Here is a 21,678-nt window from a genome sequence, read left to right as displayed (position 1 = left end):
TACTTAGTTGAATTTGGGTGTGGCTATTTTTTTATACCGGCTAAATCAAGCATAAATGCATAATTTAACGCGGCATCTTCTAAGCGTTTAAAACGACCAGACGCACCGCCATGGCCGGCTTCCATGTCTATTTTAAATAGTAGTTTATTATCATCTGTTTTGTAGTCACGCAGTTTTGCAACCCACTTTGCTGGCTCAAAATATTGAACCTGTGAGTCGTGCAAACCTGTTGTTACTAACATATTAGGGTAGTCTTGTTTACTAACTTGATCGTATGGTGAATACGACAACATATAATCGTAATATTCTTTCTCGTTAGGGTTACCCCACTCACCATACTCGTTAGTTGTAAGCGGAATAGTCTCATCAAGCATAGTAGTAACCACATCAACAAATGGAACCGCAGCCACCATACCTTTATATAGCTCAGGCGCTTGGTTTGCCACTGCGCCCATTAATAAACCACCAGCACTGCCACCTTGGGCAAAAATTTGCTCTTTATCGCCATACCCTTGAGCTACCAATGACTTAGTAACATCTACAAAGTCGTTAAACGTGTTCTTTTTAGTGAGTAATTTACCCGCTTCGTACCACGGGCGCCCTAACATTTGCGAACCACGTACGTGGGCAATTGCAAATACAAAACCACGGTCAAGCAACGTTAATCGTGCAGAAGAAAAACTAGGATCCATTGTTGCACCATACGAACCATAGCCGTATTGCAATAATGGGTTAGTGCCATCTTTTTTAAATAGCTCTTTTCGATACACCAAACTCACCGGTACTTTTACGCCATCGCGTGCTGTGACAAAAATACGCTCAGACGCGTAGTTTTCTGCGTTAAAGTCACCTAATACCGCTTGTTGCTTTAATAATGTTTTTTCGCCAGTGGCCAAATTGACATCATAAGATGAACCCGGTGTCGTCATACTGGTGTAATACACACGTAGCGTATCGCTGTTTAATTCGTTATTACCGTACGCATTAATCGTGTACGCACTGTCGTTAAAGCTTAGTGGTAACTCTTTGCCTGATGTTAAATTACGCGCAATCAGTGTTGATTGACCCATTTCACGTTGTTGATATACCAAGTAGTCATCAAATAACTCAACGTCTTCGAGTTTAATATCCTCGCGAGCAGGGATCACACTTTGCCAATTTGCTTTATCACCGGCTTTATCAATATCAACTTTCATAAGCTGAAAGTTAACCGCATTTAAATTAGTCACAATGTAATAAGTATTACCTAATTTTGAAATGCTGTATTCAAGGTTGGCTTCACGTTCAATTAAACGCTTTGGCTTAGCATTTACATCGTTTGCACTCAGTACTGATAAACCCGATGCATCAGTACTGCTATGCCAAATATAAATTTCTGAGCCGTCTTTGCTCTTGCTCATACCTGTGTAATAGCTCGTATCTTTTTCTTCGTATACAAGCTCATCATCGCTTTGTGATGTACCAAGCGTATGACGATAAACTTGATAACCGAGTAAGGTTTGCGCATCTTTTTTAATGTAATAAACAGTTTTATTGTCGTTCGCCCACACAACATAACCACTAGTCCCTTCAAGCGTGTCTTCTAGTAATTTGCCCGTGTTTAAATCTTTAATTTTTATATTGTAAACACGGCGACTCACCGTATCTTCACCATACGCCATTAAGTTATCATTTGGGCTTACATTTAGGCCACTAACCGCAAAATAGTCATGGCCTTTAGCTAATTCATTTACGTCTAAAATAACTTCTTGATCGGTGCCTGCAAAATCACTACTGCGTAAGTAAGTAGCATACTCATTATCGCCGCGAGTTTGCGACGAATAATAATAGTTACCTTTTTTAACTGGCACTGAATCATCATCTTTTTGAATTCGCCCTTTTAGCTCTTCAAATAACGAAGTTTGTAACGTTTTTGTATGCGCAAGCATTTCATCTGTGTAAGCATTTTCAGCCTCAAGGTAACCAATTACCTCAGGAGCTTTACGCTCATCATCACGCATCCAATAATAATTATCGATACGCGTGTCGCCATGGACTGTCATTTTATACGGTACTTTCTTCGCAATAGGCGGCATGACTGCGATTTTAGCAGCTGCGTTTTCAATTTTTGCTGATTGCTCAACGTCAGGAGCTTTGTTACATCCCCCTAAAATAGCTAAGGAAATAAAAGTAAGAACAAATGGGGTATGTTTCATTGATTAGAATCTCTGTAGTTTTTATTTTTGTTAAATATACCTAATATTTAATAGCACAGAAATTTAGTTTGTGAAGCTATGTAAAAAGGGAGCCGAAGCTCCCTTTTATAAACATTTAAGTTAGTACATTACTTTTGCTTACGACGACGCATAAATGCAAACGGTGCAACTAGTAATGTTAGCCAGGCTAGTGAACCTGAAGAGCTTTTCTTCGCTGGTTCTGGAGTAACAACAGGTGCTACTTGCGCTGTAATGCTAACCGCTACCATTACAGGTTCAGATACATTACCACGAACATCAATAGCAACAACTTCCATTTCTGCAGATGTATCACCTGCTAATAAAGTTGTATCTGCAACCACAATTTGTCCATCTGCATCAACAGCAAGACCAATATTTGTATTTGATTGTACGTAATACTCTGAAATGGCCAAATCTAACTCTGACTCTTCAATAGTAAGCGCACCTACTACGGTTCCATCCGCTGCATCTTCTGAAACACTAAACTCACCACCAACCAGTTTTGGTGCTTCAACGTCTGGTAATTCTAGGTCTTCAGCTGCCATAACTTTAATAAGGTTAGTGCCTGAACCTTGCGATAGTGCAAACGGACCACTTGCAGAAACAACCGCTTTCTCTCCTGGCATAATTGAAGAAACTGCTTCGCCCGTTTCAAGTGAAGTAATCTGTACCTGAGGTTGTACACCAAATACCGTTGAACCTGTTACACTATCAGTTTCAAAGTAAACACCTGTTTGATAGCTAGGGTAGCCCACTGATACCTTAAAGTTCATTGGCTCGCCAATCATTGCTGCATCAATATTCATCAACTCAGAACAGCCAGAGAAGGTAATTGTATCTTCACCTGCCGCATGGTAAAGCGGAGTAGCCCATGCCAACGTGTCATTACCCGCACCATCAGTTGTACCAATTAGAGTACGACTACGACCAGGGAATGCAGTCTGACGACCACGATCGTTATAGTTTTGCATATACTGATCTGAGACACCGTTATTATCTGTGTCGATTTCAACTCTGTACCCAGCTTGGAATACATGTGTTAATGGATCTCGCAATTGAATGGAAGAAGTTATAAATACACCTGAATCACACGCTTCTGAATTAAACGCAGAGAAAGTAGTAGACAGGATATTAAACTCAGCCTCTTCAATTGTTTTTTCTGTTCCCACTGCAATTACACTTTCAGCTTGAGGCGTAATTTCTGTTTGACCTGTGTTTTCAATAACTAATGCCATTTCATTATTAACAACTTCAGGTGAGTAACTTAATTCAGTCGCCGCCTTTGGCATTGCATGATAAACAAGATGTAAATCATGATCGCTATCTGTAGATGCATCATCGAATACTAACGCACCATCAAATTCGATTGATGTTAATGCTGCACTTCTTGCTGCAATGTCATCTGCACTGAATGGGTTTTCTAATTCCCATACAGGTAATTTAGTTGGGTCAACCGTCATTGTAATATCAAAGTTAATCGCTTGACCTGCAGGAACTGTTACAGACTCAGGGAAATCCCAACTAACTGCGTTAGTATCAATATCACTTTGATAACGCGCTTCTGTGCGAAGATTATAAGTTTTTGCATCTGCAGAGAAGTTCTTAACGGTTACCGTTTTAGTGATAGAGCCTGTTTCTGCAAGGCTCACTAAACCATAAGAAAGCGCAGCTTGTTTAGTATCAAACTTTCCGTCATGCACCCATGCCGCAACTGGTAGATTAACCGCCTTAGTAACGTCAACCAAACCAGCACCTATCATACTAATTGGTGCAAGCTCTGAGTCAGGATTTATATCAAGAGGTTCATTGGTTACATTTAAGTTCGCAGCATTCATTATTGTTGCTTTAATCTCAAACGCATTGCGCTCTGGATGTGCTTCACGGATCATAGCAACCGCACCGGCTGTAATTGGACCTGAGAATGACGTACCCGACACAGGATTAGTCCCCGTTTGAGTACCTGATGCTGCTACATCAATGCTTGTGCCTGGCGCTGTAATTTCTGGTTTTAATAAGCCATCCATCGAAGGACCACGCGATGAGAATGTAGCAACCGCACCCGCTGTTGTTTTCAATTCAATGCTGATATCAAACGTCGCAGGACCGCCAGCAGCTAACTGAGCTTTTAATGCTGCGCCTGCAGCAAAGTTAACCCCTACATTTTTTATTGTAACTGCAGCATCAAAGCCACCCATAGGTGCAGGAGTACCATCATCGTTGTTGTTTGCAATCATTACAAACTCAGCACCTTTAGCTTGCGCATTCAATACTTTCTGAGTAAATGCACATGCGCCACGGTCGATTAATACTGCTTTGCCTGTAAAATCAACATCTGCAGCAAATTCAGTACAACCATCTGCGTTTGTATCAGGATAAACTAGTTCAATATCGGCACCTGAAATTGTAAACGCTTCTTGCGGACCAAAACTTGATGGCTGGATATTACCTTCAACACCTGCAACAGTACCTGTTGCAATACCAACTTCAGTTGTTGGGTGAGTCATAGCACCAACAGATAGTGCATTAGGTGTAGTACTTGGACCACCAATACGGAACGGGTTGTCGCCATCGTTACCAGCAGAAATGACCATATTTACGCCTAATTCAACTGCACGTTGAACTAAGTATTGTGTACCACCACCAGTGTAAGTGTCACCAAACTCACCTCCAAGAGACATGTTCATTACATCAACACGGTCTGAAATATCACCATCTCCGTTAGGATCCATTGCCGCTTCTAATGCTGCTGCTTGTGCTGCACTTGGACAACCACCACCACATACAGAATATGCATATAACTCAACATCAGGTGCAATACCGTTTACTGAGTTTGCAGATGATGTACCGTGATTTGTTGGATCACCCGTTGATGGAGAGTTAGCCGCGTCATTTTCAATAGGATCTGCATCATCACGAATAAAATCGTAACCACCTTGCACGATACCTTGAGGCCATGCAACTGAAGTTGGATCAGCCTGTGCAGCTAGGTAAGCCTCAACTGTACCTTCACCACCAAACGCCTCATGCGTATAGTCAATACCTGTATCAAGCACTGCAACACGTTGGCCTTTACCACTTGCAATACCATCAGTAATAAGTGGTTTAGCATTGATATATTCAGAGCTCGCAGCAACATGTAATTCTCGATCGAACATTGGTAAAACTTTAGCAACGCGATCATCTTTTGAAATTTGAGCTAACGCTTCTGGGGTTGCTTGAACAATTAAGGTTGGCGCTAAAATTTTAGTTTTACCAATTACTTTTGCATTAAAATCTAAGCTATTTAACTCAACAGTCATCATATCTTGAAGCTGCTCAATCTGCGCCGTTATTTCTCGATTAGAAGATGATTGGTAAGTCCCAGCAGCAACTGCATCGACAGACGTTTTTGCCTTAAGAACGATCATATGTGCAGAAGGTGCTTTTTTATCAGCAGCTATTTCCTTAATTTGCTCTGCGTATTTATTGGTCATTGTAGCGTTAGGTAAAGTCGCAGCATTAGCAATCGTTGCCACAAGTGCACTTGATACAGCTGTCGCGATTGCTGTTCTTTTAATTATATTGTTAGACATTGTTTCCCCTAAGATAGGTTATGTATTATTGTATTTGCTATATTTAATTCTTTGGCTATGTAACCGAATATAAAACGCCAACCTTTGTATGAGCAACAGCATTGCTACATTAAAATTACATAAAAAACAGAACACCTTACAAAAATAGCGTAAACAACTGATTTAAAACACCAAAAAGAAGCAACTAACTTTGTAAAAAAATGTAAACGAAAATGTAAACGAAAATGTAAACACTGAGAAAAAAATGAACAATGATGTAATTAATATTTTAACTATGGCTAAAGTCATTCAAACAGCCGTTGCCCCTGTTTTTTTAATTACGGGTATTGCAGCAACACTTGGGGTGCTATCCAACCGTTTAGCACGTATTACAGACAGGGCCAGACAGTTAGAACGAAAATTAAAAGTTAGTACGGATGAGGAGTTTAACTTATCCTTAACCACAGAATTAAGAGCGCTCCTAAAACGTTCTCGATGTATCCACATAGCCTTCAGCTTAAGTGTCTTAAGCGCATTATTAGTATGTGCCGTGGTTATGCTGTTATTTTTATCGCACATACAGTCGATTAATTTAGGCGTTACTATTGGTAGTTGTTTTGTTGGTGCAATGGCATTGCTAATATGTGCATTTATGTCATTACTTGGCGAGGTTTTTTTGGCAACCCGCAGTATGCGTCGAGGAATGATATTTGCCGATATTGATATGAATGATTAATAAAAAGCCCCATGTAACTTTAGTTACACGGGGCTTTTTATTATTGATTTAAAATAAATTATTGCACAGTGTAGATAGTTTCTAACACTTCAATTCTAGCCTCTTTTGAAAAACCAGATGCTTTAAGCTGCTCTGAAGCCGCTAAAATATCTTGTCCTTCATTTACAGCCATAACCGCAATCTTAGTGCCTGGGAAAACAGATACTACCTTTAAGCCCGTTGCTGATGCAACATCGCTTGCAGTTTTACCGTCTTTTAACAGAATAGTAATGTTTCCTGATAATGTGCTTAAGTTATTAGTCAGAATATTGCGAACTAAAGAGCCTTTAGTAACTAATTCTGAGTCAGTAGCAACATTAACAATTGACATATCGCCCTTCTTCATCACTACATGCTCTTCTGCTGCAACACTAGACGGCACTAAACGTAAGCCTTTCTCTACTTTATAAGAACCAAAGTCGGCTTTATCAAACTTTAAGCTAGCAACCTGCTTTTTAGGTAACTCAAGTTCTTTATCAAAGCTAGTGTTAGCTGTTGCGCTTAATGAGATACACGCGGCAGCACTTAATACGATTAATTTATTAAATTTCATTTTTATAATCCTTACTCTTGACCTGCGTGACCGAATGCGCGAAGAGATACACCTTCAAGAACACTCGCTGAGCTATTATTGCTTATCCCAATTGCACTTAAACCGTTATCGCCACCGTCACTCAATGCAAAGCTATCTGCACTTGTATCTAGTAAGCGGATTTTCCAAGTACCTTTAGTAGACTCGCCGTAAAAAGCATTTGAAAGCATAACTGCGTCTTTTAATACATAGCCAATGCTCCAACCATTAGTGAAGCTGTATGCTGGGTAAAACAGTGCTTGTTTAGATGACAATAACACACTACGGGTACCCGCCGGTGATGTAACTTCAATCGCTAAATCGTTACCAGCAGATGTTTGTGTACCATCGCTTAAATCTAAGACCATCTCAGAGTTGCTAACATCAAACTTAAACTGCATTGCTTCAATATTCAGCTCTTCAGTCACTTCGATTTCTTGTGTTAAACCCGATGCGTTGTTATCTGGGATTTCAAGTGCTAGTGCATCCTCAGCAACAACTGAACCAAAACCTTTCCAATTCGTGATTACTTGCTCGCCTAATGAAGCTTCGTAAGATTTAGCCATTGCAACAGCTGCACCAGCATCAACTCGACCAAAGCCATATAAGTTATTAAAGCTATAACCGGCAGCATTTTCAACCCAACCGTCATGAGCAACAAACTCACCTTCACCTACAGTTAAATTAACAGCTGCGTTATCTGCATCAATTAAAGTACTGGTTGATGCTAATATATGGCGCACATCACGCCAAGTTAGTTCAGGGTTGGCTGAAAGAATTAACGATACCACACCTGATGCATTTGGCGCAGCAGACGATGTACCATTAAATGTAGATGTGTAGTTACAACTTGCGTTATCTTCATGCCCTGGGTAATTAAATGGGTATTGGCTTGCAGCAAACTCTTCACCATAGGCTGCAGCCCAAGCGGTGATAGAACGGCCATTGAAGCCTGAATAACCATTAATACAAGTCATTTGATCAGTTGTAACCATTGCTGGAGCCCAACGACCATATTCACCCGCTGGCGCTGAAACCATTAAGTTAGCACCTGCAGTTGAGTAGCTAGTGTGCTTACCATTTGCATTTACAGCTGCGACACTTAAGTAATAAGGATGACCTTGGCTAGGTTCAAATGCACCATTATAACAAGTTAACCCTAACTCGTTAGCACCGTTATCTTCACATAATGAACCTTCGCTCTCATCACCAACAAAAGAGTTACCGCTCGATTTCATGTTTAGTGCACCTTTACCATCACGAAGGTAAAGATTTGGGTAAGACTCTATTGTTTCATCAAGCTCTGAATAAGCAATAAATGTCGGGAATGTAATACCGTAACTACGGTTAAACGCCGAAATGCTTTCAGACGTGCTAATACCACTTCCAGGGAAACCATGTACAAGTAGATCAGTTTGCGCTACTTTCTCACCACCAAGGTAGTTCATACCAATTAAGCCTGTATCAGGTGCAACACCACGACCGCCTTTACCATTCCAACCTTTTGCTGCAATTAAGCCTGCAACACTAGTACCATGGTCACCGCTGTTAGATGTGCTTGTAGGGTCAGTACGGTCTAATGTTTCTGCGTCCAGGTTTAAAGAGCGGTTAGGCAATACGTTATCAATTAAATCTTCGTGGCGAATTTCCATACCTGAGTCAACAACAACAGCAGTCATGCCCGCACCTGTAACACCTTGCGCATAAGCAGCTGCTACGTTCATGTCTTCACCAACAACAAGCTCTTCAGCTTCTGACTTAGCGAAGTCTTCATCAAAACGTGCTTGTGCCTCTTCTTCAGTAAAACCACGTTGATTAACATATAAATCAATAAGGCCTTGTTTCATCTCATCGCTTAAGGCGTAAGCTTTTTGGCCTGTATTATTCAAGTGCCATTGTTGATTTGCTAGTGGGTCACCAATAGTACCTGAAACCATAATTTGTGCAGATGCTGTTTTACCGTTAGCTGTCACCGTGTAATCGATTACTGCGTCTTCAGTTGTGACTGGCACGTAAGTAAATGATGTACCATCGACTGTTAATGCACCGTGGCTAAACATGAACACGCCGTCTTCAGCAACGACAGCTTCACCGTTTTCAGTAAAGCTGAATGATAATGTATCACCATCAAGGTCACTTGCATTAAATTCGGCAGTTACTGGGATCCATTGTTTTTGATCGCTTACAGCAACATCACTCGCTTTTGGTGCTACATCAGTAACAACTGGGGCTTTATTGTTATTATCATTATCGCTTCCACCACACCCTGATAGCGAAATTACTATTGCAGCAGACAACGCTGACAACTTAAAAATATTATTTTTCATAAATGCTCTTAATTGGTTATTTTTATGATAACCGAATGTACACAACCCCAACACCATCAACAACAAGGTATTTACAAACATTCACAAAAAAGACGAGTTAAAACTGATTATTTCCAAGGTCCGTCAATTTATATCAAAGTAATAATCTATGCATTCCCTTGAACTAAAGCCTGAGCTAAGATACAAAGATAATCAAATAACCGTCAAAGGAGTAGAGTAAAGTGAAATTGAAGCAAGTATTTATCGGGGCGTTACTATCTACATGCGCATTTAGCGTATCTGCAAATTCTGCATTCAAAGAGCCGAGTGATGCTATTGAGTATCGCCAAGCTGCATTTTCTATGATTTCAGTTCAAATAGGCGATATGGGTGCCATGCTCAAGGGTAAAATTCCTTTTGATGCAGAGCAATTTAAGCAGCGTGCAAATAACGCAGCGGCATTGTCTAAAATGCCTTGGGAAGCTTTTTACGCAGGTACTGATAAGGGTGATACATCAGCACTTCCTGCGGTATGGTCTGAGAACGATACTTTTATGAAAAAAGCGACAGCATTTCAACAATATGCTGATGAACTTGCTGTAGCAGCTCAAACCGCTGACAAAGCTGTTATTGGTAAAGCGTTTGGTGCATGGGCTAAAGGCTGTAAAGATTGTCATAAGCAATTCAAAGACTAATATATACGGTGTATTAAGAACAAAAATGGCGCTGTATTAGCGCCACTTTTTTTAACTAAGCAAATAACTTAAATGCTCACTTCCCCAGGTACTCATTAATAAAACCAGTAGTACCAAAAATATAACCCATGCAACCCATGGTGACTTTGTCTCTGGCTCTGAGCTTTTTGTTGCTAGTGCTTTATTACCGGTGATCATTGCTTTGACCAGAGGCTTGCCTTTAATTTTGTAAGCAATAATAGCCACAACATGCAAAATAATCGCATAAAATAAAATATCAAAATTAATATGGTGCAGCCAATTGGCCAAATCAATCGTATCACTCGATACATACTGCGCTAACGGGCCATCTGTTAAAATACCATCACTGCTCATTAAACCGCTTACTAGCTGCGCGATGATCAGAATAAAAAATAATAACACCATATAGCTACCAGGTGCAGAATGGCCCACCTCATTTGTTTTTTTGCCAGCAAAAGAAGCAAGCACCGATTTAGGAGAGTGCAGTAATACCGATATTTTTGCTGTTTTACTGCCAAATAGGCCCCATATAATTCGTGTTGAAATAAGCGCTAAAGTAAAAAAGCCAACCACAAAATGAAGTTCGATCATGCCCTCTTCTGCACTAAAATAAAGCGCAGCAATACTCAATACTAATAACCAATGAAAGCTTCTTACAAAGCCATCCCACACTTTTACCTTAAACATTGCACCTTCCCTAAAAAAAAGTATCATCTAAAACGCTAACTATTTTAGCTTCTCAATATTAAGGTATCCCGATGAGTCTTTCCACCTATGCACAGAGTCAAACACATGCAGTCAATTAAAAAACCAGTATTAAAAGGCTTTTTAGATATGCTACCGCTGTGTTTAGCGGTTATTCCTTGGGGTATCTTATGTGGCTCGTTGGCAATACAAAACGGCTTTACTCCCTTTGAAACTCAAGCCATGTCACTACTGGTATTTGCGGGCTCGGCACAGCTGGTTGCAATAGAGCTCATTGCTGGTAACACCCCTCTACTAACCATTCTTTTTACCACGTTTATTATTAGCTCTCGCCACTTTTTATATGGCTTGGCGGTTCGTCACAAAGTAATTGAGCAGCCCATGCGTTGGCGCCTGCCTGTCAGCTTTGTATTAACCGATGAACTATTTGCTTTTTCGCACCACCCGCGCGCCTATCGTACTAAAATCCGTTTAATTTATGCATTGAGCGCAGGTTTTAGCTTTTATATTGCGTGGAATATTTGGACCCTGATTGGCATTGTAGCCGGTACTATGCTCCCAGACCTCACCAATCTAGGACTCGATTTTGCAATTGCAGCGACTTTTATTGCCTTAGTAGTTCCAGGGATAAAAAACTTAGCTACTTTAGTCACTGTTATTGTTGCAGGGATCAGTGCCACTTTATTAAAAAGCACAGGCTTTGAATTGTGGTTAGTATGCTCTGCGCTTCTAGCAATGAGCGCAGGTTACGTTGTTACCCGATTAGTGCAAAATAAGGAGGACAAAAGATGATGACCACTATTTTACTAATGGCATGTATTACTTTTTTTACTCGCTATTTATTCTTACACCGCGCCTTACCATTTAAAGTAGGGCCAAAAATGCAGCAATTTTTAAGCTTTAGTGCACCTGCGGTACTAACGGCGATTTGGGTGCCAATTGTATTTATAAATGACGAAGGTATAAACCTAAACTGGCAAAACCCTTATCTCAGTGCAGCTATCGTTGCTGTTATTGTTGCTTACAAAACCCATAATATTTACTTAACGACCTTGGCCGGAATGGGGCTGTTTTTAATTTTAAATTAGCAGCAAGCGCTCTAGAAGTGACTTAGACTTTGTAGATCATCACACAAAGGTTAGACTATGCAAAATAAATAAATAATAAGCGTATTTATATGCACCCATTCCATCAACTAAAAACTACTAGTCTGCAAGGCCAGCCAATCGACTTTAAAGAGTTTGAAGGTAAAGTTGTATTAATAGTGAATACCGCAAGTGAATGTGGATTAACTTATCAATATCAATCATTGCAAGCATTACACGAAAAATATGCAAGCCAAGGTTTGGTCATTATAGGCTTTCCATGTAACCAATTTGGTCAACAAGAGCCTGGCGACGCTAAGCAAATAGCGCAAGGTTGTTTAATAAATTACGGGGTTAATTTTTTAGTCGCAGAAAAAGTGAGTGTAAATGGCCAACATACAGATTCAGTTTTTCGCTATTTAAAATCTGTACTCCCGGGGTTTTTAACAAGAAAAATTAAGTGGAACTTCACTAAGTTTTTAGTAGCGGCAGATGGCACACCCATTAAACGGTTTGCGCCCATTACCAAACCTGAAAAGCTAGAAAAAGTAATTGAAAAAGCATTGCTTGCAGCTAAGGCTTAACCCCAAAAAACTATAAAGAGGCCCAAAGCCTCTTTATTGCCAACTACAGCGCTTATTTGTACTAGCGACAACCTAATCAATATAATCGTTTAAGTCATCTTCACCTAGGTTTTTACGCAAGCGTTTTTGCTCAAGGTAATCCTCTAACTTTCTTTTTACCTTTTGCTTTTTCTTGTCGTGTTGATTACGCCCGACCATTTCGTATTCGTCTTCAACAAAATCATCATCTAGCGCATCGTAACTAAATGTCTTACCCACAACCCACTCCATAAAGTGTTTGAGACCAACCTCGGATTTTTATATCGCGATAATTGGTGAAATTAAAATGTTCAACATAAATTCACTGTAAAAATTTACGTCAAAATAAAGCCACATCGCTATCCTAAATAGTCTCTGTGTCAGTATTGTGAATAAATAGCGCTAAATTTGAATTGTGGAAAGTGAGAGTTTTTTATCGTATCGATAAATTTTATTTATTAGCATTTAATTATTGGTTATTTTGACCATATTTTCGTATTTTCAATGAGTACACTTTCGACTTTAAAGCATTGGAAAACATCAACTCATTGTTTTTAAACATTAAAAACAATTGGCACCAAACTTGTTATAAGTTAATTATCATCAGCAAAAAACAGAGAATAAACATGAAAAAATTATTATTAGTTAGCGCAATAATGTGCACCCCAGTAGCAATGGCTCATAACACGAACGACTCTTCAATTTCATTTAGTAACGATGAATGTAACGTTGAATTTAAGAATGATGTACGCATCAAACCCAATGAGTTAGAAATTTTTAAAGCCAATAATCAGCGCATGCTATTTACCGCTGAAGGTGAGCTGTCTATCAATGGCGAGCAAGTAGCATTAAATAGTGCACAGCGCCAAGCAATGACCGACTACACAGACAATTTACGCGTACAATTACCTGAAGTGGCCAATATTGCCCTTGAAGGGGTTAAAATTGCAGGTGTCGCATTAGAAGAAGTTGCCAATGCGTTTAATATTGACGGCCTCGATAATATTTCAGCCTTAATGGACGATATTCATCAAGAAGTCGAAAGCACCTTTTATCAACAAGGTACTTTTGTAATGGGTCAACAAAGCTTTACTCAATTTGGTGAAAACTTTGAACAGCAGTTTGAAAAGCAAATAGAAACAGCGGTTGAATCAGTAGTAATGGAATCAATGGGCAGCATTTTAGTGGCATTGGGCTCTGAGTTAATGAGTTCAGGCGGTGACATGCAAGCATTTGAAGAGCGCATGGAAAATATGGGCGCACAAATAGAAGAAAAAGTAGAGCTGCATGCCAAAACACTTGAAAAGCGTGCAAATTCATTATGTGATGACTTTGTTGAAATAGCGCAACAAGAAACGCAACTAACCGCTCAAGTTCCTGCACTTAAGGGCTATGAGTTATTTACTATTAAACAGCATTAATAGAGTAATACCCCACATTAATCTCCCTTTGCGGCATTTGCTTTTAAGCTATGCCGCATTTTGCGTTTTATATCCTACTTAAAACCATTTAACTCAAATAATAGACCGTTGAGCGGATCTACTCTTGCTGTGCAGCATTGTTTTGTGGCTTCATAGTAAAATACAAACCAAAGTATAATCTTCGCTTCGCTCTAGATCACTTAAAATACCGCCCAAGCTGATGATTGTAAGCCCTAATTGCAAATATAATTAAACCCATCTTTTTAGATTTATATCCATGAGATGGTGCGCTCCCCAGTTAGAAGCGCTTTAAAACGCAACTAACTCCAAAGTGCCTAGTAACCTAGGCACTTTTTTTATAATTTAAAAACTTCGCAACACTATTTTTTATCGTTTATTTACTGCTCTTATCTGATAAATAATTAACCGCCTATAAATAACATGTTAAATCTTTGAATAAAGTAAAACTAAGCCCAACCAATACAAAATAATTTAATCTGAATAAATATTCAAAAAACTCTTTTTATAAACAGTTCAAACTCAAAAAAATCGAAAAGACCCCATATAAAAGCGACATAGCAATGAGCTAGGATGAATAATTATACAAAAAATAATAAATCAGTAGTTGAACGATAAATTAATAAACCAGCTTCGGATTAAAAAAACTAATACTTCACCAGCAATTTTTATCGCTTTATTTTTAACCACCCTGCGTGCAAAATGCACATGTTTTCAACAGACACAACCACGGAGCGAATAAAATGAATCCAATTAATACACTTAACCAAACAGCCACAACTCACGTTGCCGTTAAGCCAACTAATCGCAAAGCAAAAATGCTAGCTAAACTTAATCGTTACGGAAAAAAATTAGCACTTGGCGGTGCAATTCAATACAAATAATCACCCAACCATGATTTTGTATTGTTGCAGCAAACACCCAACCTCTAAATGAAGACTCTTCTTTAGCTCCTCCAGTTTGCTGCCAGCCACCTCATAGCTAAAAATCACCTTAAATCTTCATTATTTATAAAAAAAACCGCATTTACGCTCACTTTTTAAGCAAACGATCTTTTTGCTATTTACACAGACTACTCACCTAAGTATTATCCTGCATCACGATGTGGAGAGATGGCAGAGTGGTCGAATGCACCGGTCTTGAAAACCGGCAGGGGTTTATAGCCCCTCTAGGGTTCAAATCCCTATCTCTCCACCACTTATTTTTATTAATTGGTTTTATCCCGATTAATAACACGCAGAATAATGCGTCGGAGAGGTGTCCGAGTGGCCGAAGGAGCTCCCCTGCTAAGGGAGTATAGAGTTTGTAGCTCTATCGAGGGTTCGAATCCCTCCCTCTCCACCATTACTGAATATAAACCACTTAATTGTGGTTTTTTTGTGCCCAAAAATAAGCTTTGCTGCTAATTGGGAGGGTGAGAGCCCTCGACTGGGTTCGATAAAGTGTCTGGAATAGTTTAGGCCGCTGCAAGCGTCGCGTAGCGATTGATTACATGGATGTAAGCAAGCCTATCCCTCCCTCTCCACCATTACTGAATATAAGCCACTTAATTGTGGTTTTTTTGTGCCTAAATTTTAACAACCTATGGAATTGTTCGTTTTGAAAGGCATACTTGACTTAGGCTATTAAATTAAACAAATTGTATGGTGTTACAACTTAGTGCATTATAAATGGTACTTTAAACCAGCTTAGGTTTAACCATGGCAAAGCTAATATTACTACTGTGTTTTTTAGGTGTCTGCACTGTCAGCATGGCAAATGAAGTGACGGTTTTTAAATGCACCATTAAAGGGGTGCCGACTTTCAGTCAAACTCCTTGCGCTAAAGACGCTCAAGTGATCACGCTTAAAAACGTCAACATTATGCAAACCAATGCATTGCAATCTGAAAACGCCCTAGTTATCGATACCTCAGTTGATGACTACCTTGAGGTGCAACAAATAGAGCGCGATATTGTGCAGCTTGAGCTTAAAATAAAGCAATACCAGCAGGAATACGCGCAAAAGAAACAGCAAGTCGGTTACATGACCCAAGATAAAGCAAATCGTTTAGGCGCTGATTCGATTGCAGATGCAATTGCTACAGAAACTGCGGTACTTAAACAAAGATTTGAACCGCAAATAAAACAAGCACAACAACAAATAGCGGCACTCACTCAAAAAAAACAACAGCTTAATCAGCAGCCTTAATTACCTTTTTCACCGTAGCAATAAACGCTTGTATCTCTGACGCTGTATTGTATATGTGCGGTGAAATACGAATACCGAGTTTGCGCACATCCACACTTATGTTTGCTGCCTCCAATGCCGCTAATACGGTTTGTTGATGCTCTGCAAAATCTAAAATAGCGGTACCACTGCACTGATCTTTATCCTTTGGCGATACTAAAAAAGCCGTCAGCTGCTGCTGAAGTAACGTTAACAACGCTAAATTATGCGCTCTCACTTTATCCACACCAAACTGGGCAATATATGCAATGCTATCAGCGGCAATAACATAAGGGAGTATAGAAGGCGTACCGCCCCAAAACCTAAGTGTTTTAGCGTTATATTGAAAATGCGTAATATCAAACTCGAATGGATTTTGATGTGAAAACCAACCAACATCTTTTGGTTCACATTGCGTTATTTGATTTGGATTTACCCATAAATAGGCCGCACCTGGCCCCCCGCATAACCACTTCACACTTGAGCCAATCATAAAATCGGCATTTAACGCCGTTAGATCGACAGGGATAACCCCTGCCGATTGCGCCACATCAATTATTGAGAGTGTATTCGTGACTTTACTAAGCGCCACAATATCGTTCAGAGGTGCTTGTACACCCGTATTAGAATAAACATGACTAACAAACACACCATCAATCTCTGGGGTTAAATATCGCTGCCATATCTGCCTATCACTTAGATCTTCATGCTCGGGGATGAAACGTATTGTTGCACATGCAGGGAGTGCTTTTTGCATTACAAACCCCATACTTGGAAAGTCGGCCTGCGCCATTAATACCGTGCACTGTGGTTTATTAAATACGGGGTGCGACATAAGCAATTTAGTTAAACCACTAGATAAGTTAACCTGAGGACAAAACTGCTCACTTGGCGCATTAAATAGCCGCTCTAATGCACCCGTAAAATTTTCTATAGCTGGTAACCATTGCTGCCATGGCTCTTTGGCACTTTCCTGCCAAGGAGTAAAAAACTGCTCAGTAGCATTTTCTAAAGTACTTTTTAGAGGACGGCCAACAGAGTGGCTTAATAAATAGCAGCCCCTTGGCATACAAAAATCATTTTTAGCCATATTAGTTAATCCACTGTTTTAGCGTATTTAAGTCATCAAAACGCGTATTAATATCGTCTCGCTTAGCTGCTGCACGTCTATCCCTTAATTTAGCTAAGGAATCGAGTAATACTGGCAAAGGCGGTCCACTGGCAGTGACTTTATTAATATGCTGTTGTTGCATTTGCTGTGACGGTTGGGCAATAAACTTTTCGACCAGTTGGTTATGATGACCGATAGCGGTGTCACCATGTAATTTACACACTTGTATAAATAGTTTGCCGTGCTTTTGAAACCACTCTGTATGTTTATATTGTTCGGCTTTTAAGAAGTCATCCATAAAGCTTTGCATACGCATGGCTTCTCGCAATATTTGTTGATCTTCTGGCATCATATATAAAAATTTATCCACCAGCATTTGCGAGTAACTCGGCTCATTTGCACTACAAAGTCCTAGCAGCATATCAATAACATTAATACCGGCAAAATCTCCCGCATTTGCACCACGGTAAACTTCTTTACCTACCCGGTAAGGCTTGTAGTATGGGCGTACACAATTAAAAAAACGCTCGGTATCAAGTTGAGTATACAAGTCATTATTCGACGCTATTACATCAATAAGTGCCGTTTTAACCACCTCAAGTAGTTCAGCAGTGACGGGATGTGAAATGCCTAATGGCAATATTTTTAGTAAAGCATCACTCGCACGTTTATACGCTAAAATACCTTGGGTGTTGTAATCTAAAAAAAGGGCTTCATCATCAAGATTTGTAAACCGTTTATAGGTGCCATTAATGGCTTTATTATGGGTGGTTAAATGTGCGGTTGCAAAACGAGGGGTTACTCCAATAGAAGCACCAATATGCATAGCAAGCGCCGATGCTTCTATCAGCGGTGAACTATTCTCTCTGCTTGGCTCTGTAATTTCATGTCTACGGCAAGCCGCCATGAACAAACCTACATTACCAAGTAAATCAAATGCGCTATCAAATCCTTCGTCGGTATTACCTTCGGCTAATAAATCGCTGATCAACGCATTACCTTGCTCTTTCAAGGTTTGCTTTAAGTTATCCCCAACCCCTTCAACATTTGCTTTATCATCTTGTTGCCAATACAACTCTTCTAACTGAGAATTTAGAGCAACAAACTCAGACCTAATCCAATTATCAAATTTAGCAGTGTAAGAACTCATGACTACATCCTGTTATTATTATTTTTTAATGCTAGCAAAGATCCCAGAGGTTAAAACGCTAAAAAAAATAGCAAAAGCAGTTATTGTTAGCAATAATCACTATTACTAGACAAATAATTAATAAGATTCTATAGCTATGTTAGATAATAAAGATCAGCAGCTACTCGTTGCCTTGCAATCGCAAGCCCGAATGTCGGTATCAGAATTAGCCAATACTATTAATCTCTCGGATACTCCTACTCTAAGGCGCATTAAAAAACTTGAGCAAGAACAGGTTATTATTGGTTATCACGCAGCTATTAACCCTAAGTCACTCAACCTGAATGTACTGGTTTATGCTTTCGTGCGACTGTGCCAAAATTCAGTGAGTGCCGCACAACAGTTTGAACAACATGTAGAAAAGCTACCGCATGTACTTGAGTGTTCTGTGATCTCAGGCAGCCACGACTATTTATTAAAAATTATCTCTCAGGATTTAGAAAGTTATGAGCAGTTTGTAAAGCACCAACTGGGAAGCTTAAGCTGTATCGCCAACATAGAATCAACCGTTGTATTAAAGCAATCATTTAGTAAAAAACAGCTACCACTTTAAAATATACGCTTAGGTTAAGACCCTTTATTTTCGAAGTTAATTAGATAATAATTAACTTTAGCATAAGCTTTTTGATTACATCTTTTATAAACTAATCTTAGCAGCTCAAGCCTAAATAAAGATGACTCAGTATTTCTTTTGCGATCAAAGTCACGCCTAAAAACAACGCTAATTTGAAAGTATTATATTTAATCAACATCTTGCAAAACCTCTATAAATCGATAAGCTCTCAGAATGTCTTTGCGTATATTGCTATGTTAAATGAACACATACCCATATATAAAACTTATCAATAACTTAATAATAATCACGCGCTATAAATTAAGCACCTCTTTTTTCGTATGTACTTATGCTCGCAGCATCAAGATAAGGCTATTATTATGAGCCACTTTTCTCACAGTTGGTTTAATAGTATTAATCAAATTGATGCTACACAGTGGCATCAATTTTTTGGTAATGACCCATTCACTCAACACGCTTTTTTATACGCACTTGAACAAAGCCAATGTGTAAGTGCTAAAACAGGTTGGCAGCCTCATCACTTAGCCGTTTATGAAGGCGATAAACTCATTGCGCTTGCCCCTGGCTACTTAAAAGCGCACTCCTACGGTGAATATGTATTTGACTGGGCATGGGCAGAAGCTTATGAAGAAAATGGCTTAGATTATTACCCTAAATGGCTGTGCGGTATTCCCTTTAGCCCGATTGAGGGACAAAGAATAGGTATTATGCATAGCAATCCAAAATTAGTGTATGAGTACATAACAGAGCAACTTAATAGTCACTGCGCAAAACAGGCATGGTCAGGCTGGCATGTAAACTTTTGCGATGAAGCACAAGCCACCCACCTTTATGATACCGGTGCTATGCGAAGAATCGGCGTGCAGTTTCAATGGTTTAATAATAACTTTAAAGATTTTGACGATTTTTTAAAAACCTTTAATGCCCGAAAGCGTAAAGCCGTTAAAAAAGAGCGCGCTAAAATCACAGAGCAAAATATCAGTATTGAATGGCTCAAAGGCGAGAAAATCACTACCGCTACAATGCAGCTTTTTTGTGAGTTTTATCAACGCACTTATTTAAAACGTTCGGGCCATTTAGGCTACTTAAACAGTGATTTTTTTAGCTTGTTGCACGCTTTAATGGCTGACAAATTGCTCATTATGCTAGCCAAAAGAGACCAGCAAGTAATTGCCGCCACCTTAAGCTTAATTGGTGATAATACCCTTTACGGCCGCTATTGGGGTGCTAGTGAAGAGATAGATTCGCTTCACTTTGAGCTGTGTTATTACCAAGGGATTGATTATGCTATTAAGCATAACATTCAGTGCTTTAATGCTGGGGCACAAGGAGAGCATAAAATCGCTCGTGGTTTTCAACCGATAATCACTTACTCTGCCCATCACATTGTTCACCCCGATTTTAATAATGCCATTGCAGATTACTTAGAACGCGAATGCCAACATATCGAAATTTACAAACAACAATGTAGCACTTTATTGCCGTTTAAAAATGAGTAACTGATTATTTGCAGGCATCGCAGTATCGCTGAGTAACTTAAGCCCATATTGCACTGCAAGCTGCTCAACCGCTTCGAAATCACGAATACCACTAAGCGGATCGCGACTTTGCAATAAACTATTAAATTCATCATTACTGGGGCTGGTAAACTCCCCTTTATATTTGAAAGGGCCATATACACACACCACTCCTTGCTGGTTTAAGTGCTGATTTACTCCAGCAAAAAAACGCGTAATTAACTCCCAGCTCACTATGTGAAAAGTATTAGCAGTATATACCGCATCCACTTTATTTACTGGCCAAGAATAGTTTAGATCAAGTAATAAAGGCGGATGCAAGTTTGCCAGTTGCACCTCATCATGCCATAACTTTATTCCTTGATGATTAACCTCTCGATCACTGGTATACCATTGTAAATGTGGCAATTTTTTGGCAAAGAAAACACTATGCTGACCCGTCCCCGAGCCTATCTCAAGTACTGATGCTGCATTTTGCAATGCAGGCTGCAAAGCCTTAAGTATATGATTTTTATTATTTTCGCAGGCTTGTGAAAACGGTTTGGTCATACTGATGCACCTAAATTGCAAATGAATGCACAATAGTAAAACAAATTTCAGCTATTCTGTCGTGAGTAAATTGACCAAAATAATAAAATAACATCAATTTCAATACGTTAAATTATCTTTACCGAGCTGGTACGCTATATGCTTTTATTAAATTACTCACTTAATGAGTACTAAACTACAAAAGGATAACATTATGTATATTTCACCTTATACCGCAGTAGATGCTGCAATGGCAGTTACAGACAAAAGCCTAGATAAAACGAGTTATGAAACAGATTGTAGAGCAACGGTTATCGACTTACTTTCTCATGTAAAAAATACTCAAAAGGCACAAAACAAACATGAAACAGACCAAATATTTATTCTTGGCTACAATTAAAATTCTGTTTAGCCTTGTAACCGGCTGTTTATATAAATACATTATTTAAGTCGACTTAAAATCAGTTTAAGTCGACTTTTTATTTTGTTCCATCATTAGCTTACCTTGACGCCCTCTACTTTTTAGCTATACCGTTGTAAATAGTAATAACAGCACCATATCTTTTTATATAGCGTAGTTAAATGT

20 protein-coding genes and 2 tRNA genes are annotated in these 21,678 nt (G+C 39.3%); 13 read left to right on the top strand and 9 right to left on the bottom strand.

Annotated elements, in window-relative coordinates:
- Positions 1-23: 23 nt before the first annotated feature.
- Together AC0VZ5_RS00370 and AC0VZ5_RS00365 are read right to left on the bottom strand one after the other, a co-directional pair.
- Complete coding sequence (locus AC0VZ5_RS00370; RefSeq protein ID WP_138605459.1) at positions 24-2,195, bottom strand: S9 family peptidase; 2,172 nt, start codon at positions 2,193-2,195, stop codon at positions 24-26.
- Positions 2,196-2,323: 128 nt separating this feature from the next.
- Entirely contained in the window at positions 2,324-5,788 is a 3,465-nt protein-coding gene (locus AC0VZ5_RS00365; protein ID WP_475473698.1) for a S8 family serine peptidase, read from the bottom strand.
- A gap of 244 nt (positions 5,789-6,032) precedes the next feature.
- Between AC0VZ5_RS00365 and AC0VZ5_RS00360 the strand changes: the two genes are divergently transcribed.
- Positions 6,033-6,503, top strand: coding sequence for a DUF2721 domain-containing protein (locus AC0VZ5_RS00360; RefSeq protein ID WP_178954493.1), 471 nt, complete (start codon positions 6,033-6,035; stop codon positions 6,501-6,503).
- A gap of 58 nt (positions 6,504-6,561) precedes the next feature.
- Here AC0VZ5_RS00360 and AC0VZ5_RS00355 read toward each other — a convergent pair whose 3' ends face one another.
- Positions 6,562-7,095: a S8 family serine peptidase gene (locus AC0VZ5_RS00355; protein ID WP_178954491.1), complete on the bottom strand. Its 534-nt coding sequence runs from the start codon at positions 7,093-7,095 to the stop codon at positions 6,562-6,564.
- A gap of 11 nt (positions 7,096-7,106) precedes the next feature.
- Positions 7,107-9,440: a S8 family serine peptidase gene (locus tag AC0VZ5_RS00350; protein WP_178954489.1), complete on the bottom strand. Its 2,334-nt coding sequence runs from the start codon at positions 9,438-9,440 to the stop codon at positions 7,107-7,109.
- 221 nt (positions 9,441-9,661) lie between these two features.
- Here AC0VZ5_RS00350 and AC0VZ5_RS00345 point away from each other — a divergent pair, with 221 nt between their 5' ends.
- Positions 9,662-10,114: a c-type cytochrome gene (locus AC0VZ5_RS00345; RefSeq protein WP_475473696.1), complete on the top strand. Its 453-nt coding sequence runs from the start codon at positions 9,662-9,664 to the stop codon at positions 10,112-10,114.
- 51 nt (positions 10,115-10,165) lie between these two features.
- Here the strand turns inward: AC0VZ5_RS00345 and AC0VZ5_RS00340 are convergent, their stop codons facing one another.
- Positions 10,166-10,822: a cytochrome b/b6 domain-containing protein gene (locus tag AC0VZ5_RS00340; RefSeq protein ID WP_178954487.1), complete on the bottom strand. Its 657-nt coding sequence runs from the start codon at positions 10,820-10,822 to the stop codon at positions 10,166-10,168.
- Positions 10,823-10,927: 105 nt separating this feature from the next.
- Between AC0VZ5_RS00340 and AC0VZ5_RS00335 the strand changes: the two genes are divergently transcribed.
- From AC0VZ5_RS00335 to AC0VZ5_RS00325, 3 genes are all read left to right on the top strand, one after another.
- A complete protein-coding gene (locus AC0VZ5_RS00335) occupies positions 10,928-11,632 on the top strand; it encodes an AzlC family ABC transporter permease (RefSeq protein WP_464710604.1) in 705 nt (234 codons plus the stop codon).
- Positions 11,629-11,928, top strand: a complete 300-nt coding sequence (locus AC0VZ5_RS00330; RefSeq protein WP_178954483.1) for an AzlD domain-containing protein — start codon at positions 11,629-11,631, stop codon at positions 11,926-11,928. The genes AC0VZ5_RS00335 and AC0VZ5_RS00330 overlap by 4 nt, the downstream gene beginning before the upstream one ends.
- A gap of 89 nt (positions 11,929-12,017) precedes the next feature.
- Positions 12,018-12,509, top strand: coding sequence for a glutathione peroxidase (locus AC0VZ5_RS00325; protein ID WP_178954481.1), 492 nt, complete (start codon positions 12,018-12,020; stop codon positions 12,507-12,509).
- Positions 12,510-12,581: 72 nt separating this feature from the next.
- On the opposite strand, the gene AC0VZ5_RS00320 is transcribed toward AC0VZ5_RS00325, so the two are convergent.
- Positions 12,582-12,767, bottom strand: coding sequence for a PA3496 family putative envelope integrity protein (locus AC0VZ5_RS00320; protein ID WP_008108975.1), 186 nt, complete (start codon positions 12,765-12,767; stop codon positions 12,582-12,584).
- 386 nt (positions 12,768-13,153) lie between these two features.
- Here AC0VZ5_RS00320 and AC0VZ5_RS00315 point away from each other — a divergent pair, with 386 nt between their 5' ends.
- The 5 genes from AC0VZ5_RS00315 (at position 13,154) to AC0VZ5_RS00295 (ending at position 16,155) form a co-directional block, all read left to right on the top strand.
- A complete protein-coding gene (locus AC0VZ5_RS00315; protein WP_475473692.1) occupies positions 13,154-13,948 on the top strand; it encodes a YggN family protein in 795 nt (264 codons plus the stop codon).
- A gap of 761 nt (positions 13,949-14,709) precedes the next feature.
- On the top strand, positions 14,710-14,850 hold the full coding sequence (locus AC0VZ5_RS00310) for a hypothetical protein (protein WP_010392563.1): 141 nt from the start codon (positions 14,710-14,712) through the stop codon (positions 14,848-14,850).
- Positions 14,851-15,072: 222 nt separating this feature from the next.
- A tRNA-Ser gene (locus tag AC0VZ5_RS00305) sits at positions 15,073-15,163 on the top strand.
- A gap of 54 nt (positions 15,164-15,217) precedes the next feature.
- A tRNA-Ser gene (locus tag AC0VZ5_RS00300) sits at positions 15,218-15,310 on the top strand.
- Positions 15,311-15,666: 356 nt separating this feature from the next.
- A complete protein-coding gene (locus AC0VZ5_RS00295; protein WP_475473690.1) occupies positions 15,667-16,155 on the top strand; it encodes an RNA-binding protein in 489 nt (162 codons plus the stop codon).
- Here the strand turns inward: AC0VZ5_RS00295 and AC0VZ5_RS00290 are convergent.
- Together AC0VZ5_RS00290 and AC0VZ5_RS00285 are read right to left on the bottom strand one after the other, a co-directional pair.
- Entirely contained in the window at positions 16,139-17,263 is a 1,125-nt protein-coding gene (locus AC0VZ5_RS00290) for an aminotransferase class V-fold PLP-dependent enzyme (protein WP_475473688.1), read from the bottom strand. The genes AC0VZ5_RS00295 and AC0VZ5_RS00290 overlap by 17 nt on opposite strands.
- 1 nt (position 17,264) lies before the next feature.
- Positions 17,265-18,434 carry a PrnB family protein gene (locus tag AC0VZ5_RS00285; RefSeq protein ID WP_475473686.1) on the bottom strand — a complete coding sequence of 390 codons (1,170 nt, stop codon included), beginning with the start codon at positions 18,432-18,434 and terminating at the stop codon, positions 17,265-17,267.
- Positions 18,435-18,570: 136 nt separating this feature from the next.
- Here AC0VZ5_RS00285 and AC0VZ5_RS00280 point away from each other — a divergent pair, with 136 nt between their 5' ends.
- Positions 18,571-19,026 carry an Lrp/AsnC family transcriptional regulator gene (locus AC0VZ5_RS00280; protein WP_010392556.1) on the top strand — a complete coding sequence of 152 codons (456 nt, stop codon included), beginning with the start codon at positions 18,571-18,573 and terminating at the stop codon, positions 19,024-19,026.
- 380 nt (positions 19,027-19,406) lie between these two features.
- Positions 19,407-20,546 carry a GNAT family N-acetyltransferase gene (locus AC0VZ5_RS00275; RefSeq protein ID WP_475473684.1) on the top strand — a complete coding sequence of 380 codons (1,140 nt, stop codon included), beginning with the start codon at positions 19,407-19,409 and terminating at the stop codon, positions 20,544-20,546.
- Here the strand turns inward: AC0VZ5_RS00275 and AC0VZ5_RS00270 are convergent.
- Complete coding sequence (locus tag AC0VZ5_RS00270; RefSeq protein WP_010392551.1) at positions 20,523-21,113, bottom strand: DUF938 domain-containing protein; 591 nt, start codon at positions 21,111-21,113, stop codon at positions 20,523-20,525. The genes AC0VZ5_RS00275 and AC0VZ5_RS00270 overlap by 24 nt on opposite strands.
- 193 nt (positions 21,114-21,306) lie before the next feature.
- On the opposite strand from AC0VZ5_RS00270, the gene AC0VZ5_RS00265 reads away from it, so the two are divergent.
- Positions 21,307-21,492, top strand: coding sequence for a hypothetical protein (locus AC0VZ5_RS00265; RefSeq protein WP_008113269.1), 186 nt, complete (start codon positions 21,307-21,309; stop codon positions 21,490-21,492).
- Positions 21,493-21,678: the final 186 nt, after the last annotated feature.

The sequence above is a fragment of the Pseudoalteromonas sp. QJM3NY_12 genome, assembly GCF_056173165.1.
This window is presented reverse-complemented; position numbering and strand designations above follow the sequence as displayed.

Coding starts and splice junctions, on each gene's coding strand:
- AC0VZ5_RS00370 (WP_138605459.1), bottom strand. CDS start 2,195: ATGAAACATACCCCATTTGTTCTTACTTTTATTTCCTTAGCTATTTTA.
- AC0VZ5_RS00365 (WP_475473698.1), bottom strand. CDS start 5,788: ATGTCTAACAATATAATTAAAAGAACAGCAATCGCGACAGCTGTATCA.
- AC0VZ5_RS00360 (WP_178954493.1), top strand. CDS start 6,033: ATGAACAATGATGTAATTAATATTTTAACTATGGCTAAAGTCATTCAA.
- AC0VZ5_RS00355 (WP_178954491.1), bottom strand. CDS start 7,095: ATGAAATTTAATAAATTAATCGTATTAAGTGCTGCCGCGTGTATCTCA.
- AC0VZ5_RS00350 (WP_178954489.1), bottom strand. CDS start 9,440: ATGAAAAATAATATTTTTAAGTTGTCAGCGTTGTCTGCTGCAATAGTA.
- AC0VZ5_RS00340 (WP_178954487.1), bottom strand. CDS start 10,822: ATGTTTAAGGTAAAAGTGTGGGATGGCTTTGTAAGAAGCTTTCATTGG.
- AC0VZ5_RS00335 (WP_464710604.1), top strand. CDS start 10,928: ATGCAGTCAATTAAAAAACCAGTATTAAAAGGCTTTTTAGATATGCTA.
- AC0VZ5_RS00330 (WP_178954483.1), top strand. CDS start 11,629: ATGATGACCACTATTTTACTAATGGCATGTATTACTTTTTTTACTCGC.
- AC0VZ5_RS00325 (WP_178954481.1), top strand. CDS start 12,018: ATGCACCCATTCCATCAACTAAAAACTACTAGTCTGCAAGGCCAGCCA.
- AC0VZ5_RS00315 (WP_475473692.1), top strand. CDS start 13,154: ATGAAAAAATTATTATTAGTTAGCGCAATAATGTGCACCCCAGTAGCA.
- AC0VZ5_RS00310 (WP_010392563.1), top strand. CDS start 14,710: ATGAATCCAATTAATACACTTAACCAAACAGCCACAACTCACGTTGCC.
- AC0VZ5_RS00295 (WP_475473690.1), top strand. CDS start 15,667: ATGGCAAAGCTAATATTACTACTGTGTTTTTTAGGTGTCTGCACTGTC.
- AC0VZ5_RS00290 (WP_475473688.1), bottom strand. CDS start 17,263: ATGGCTAAAAATGATTTTTGTATGCCAAGGGGCTGCTATTTATTAAGC.
- AC0VZ5_RS00285 (WP_475473686.1), bottom strand. CDS start 18,434: ATGAGTTCTTACACTGCTAAATTTGATAATTGGATTAGGTCTGAGTTT.
- AC0VZ5_RS00280 (WP_010392556.1), top strand. CDS start 18,571: ATGTTAGATAATAAAGATCAGCAGCTACTCGTTGCCTTGCAATCGCAA.
- AC0VZ5_RS00275 (WP_475473684.1), top strand. CDS start 19,407: ATGAGCCACTTTTCTCACAGTTGGTTTAATAGTATTAATCAAATTGAT.
- AC0VZ5_RS00270 (WP_010392551.1), bottom strand. CDS start 21,113: ATGACCAAACCGTTTTCACAAGCCTGCGAAAATAATAAAAATCATATA.
- AC0VZ5_RS00265 (WP_008113269.1), top strand. CDS start 21,307: ATGTATATTTCACCTTATACCGCAGTAGATGCTGCAATGGCAGTTACA.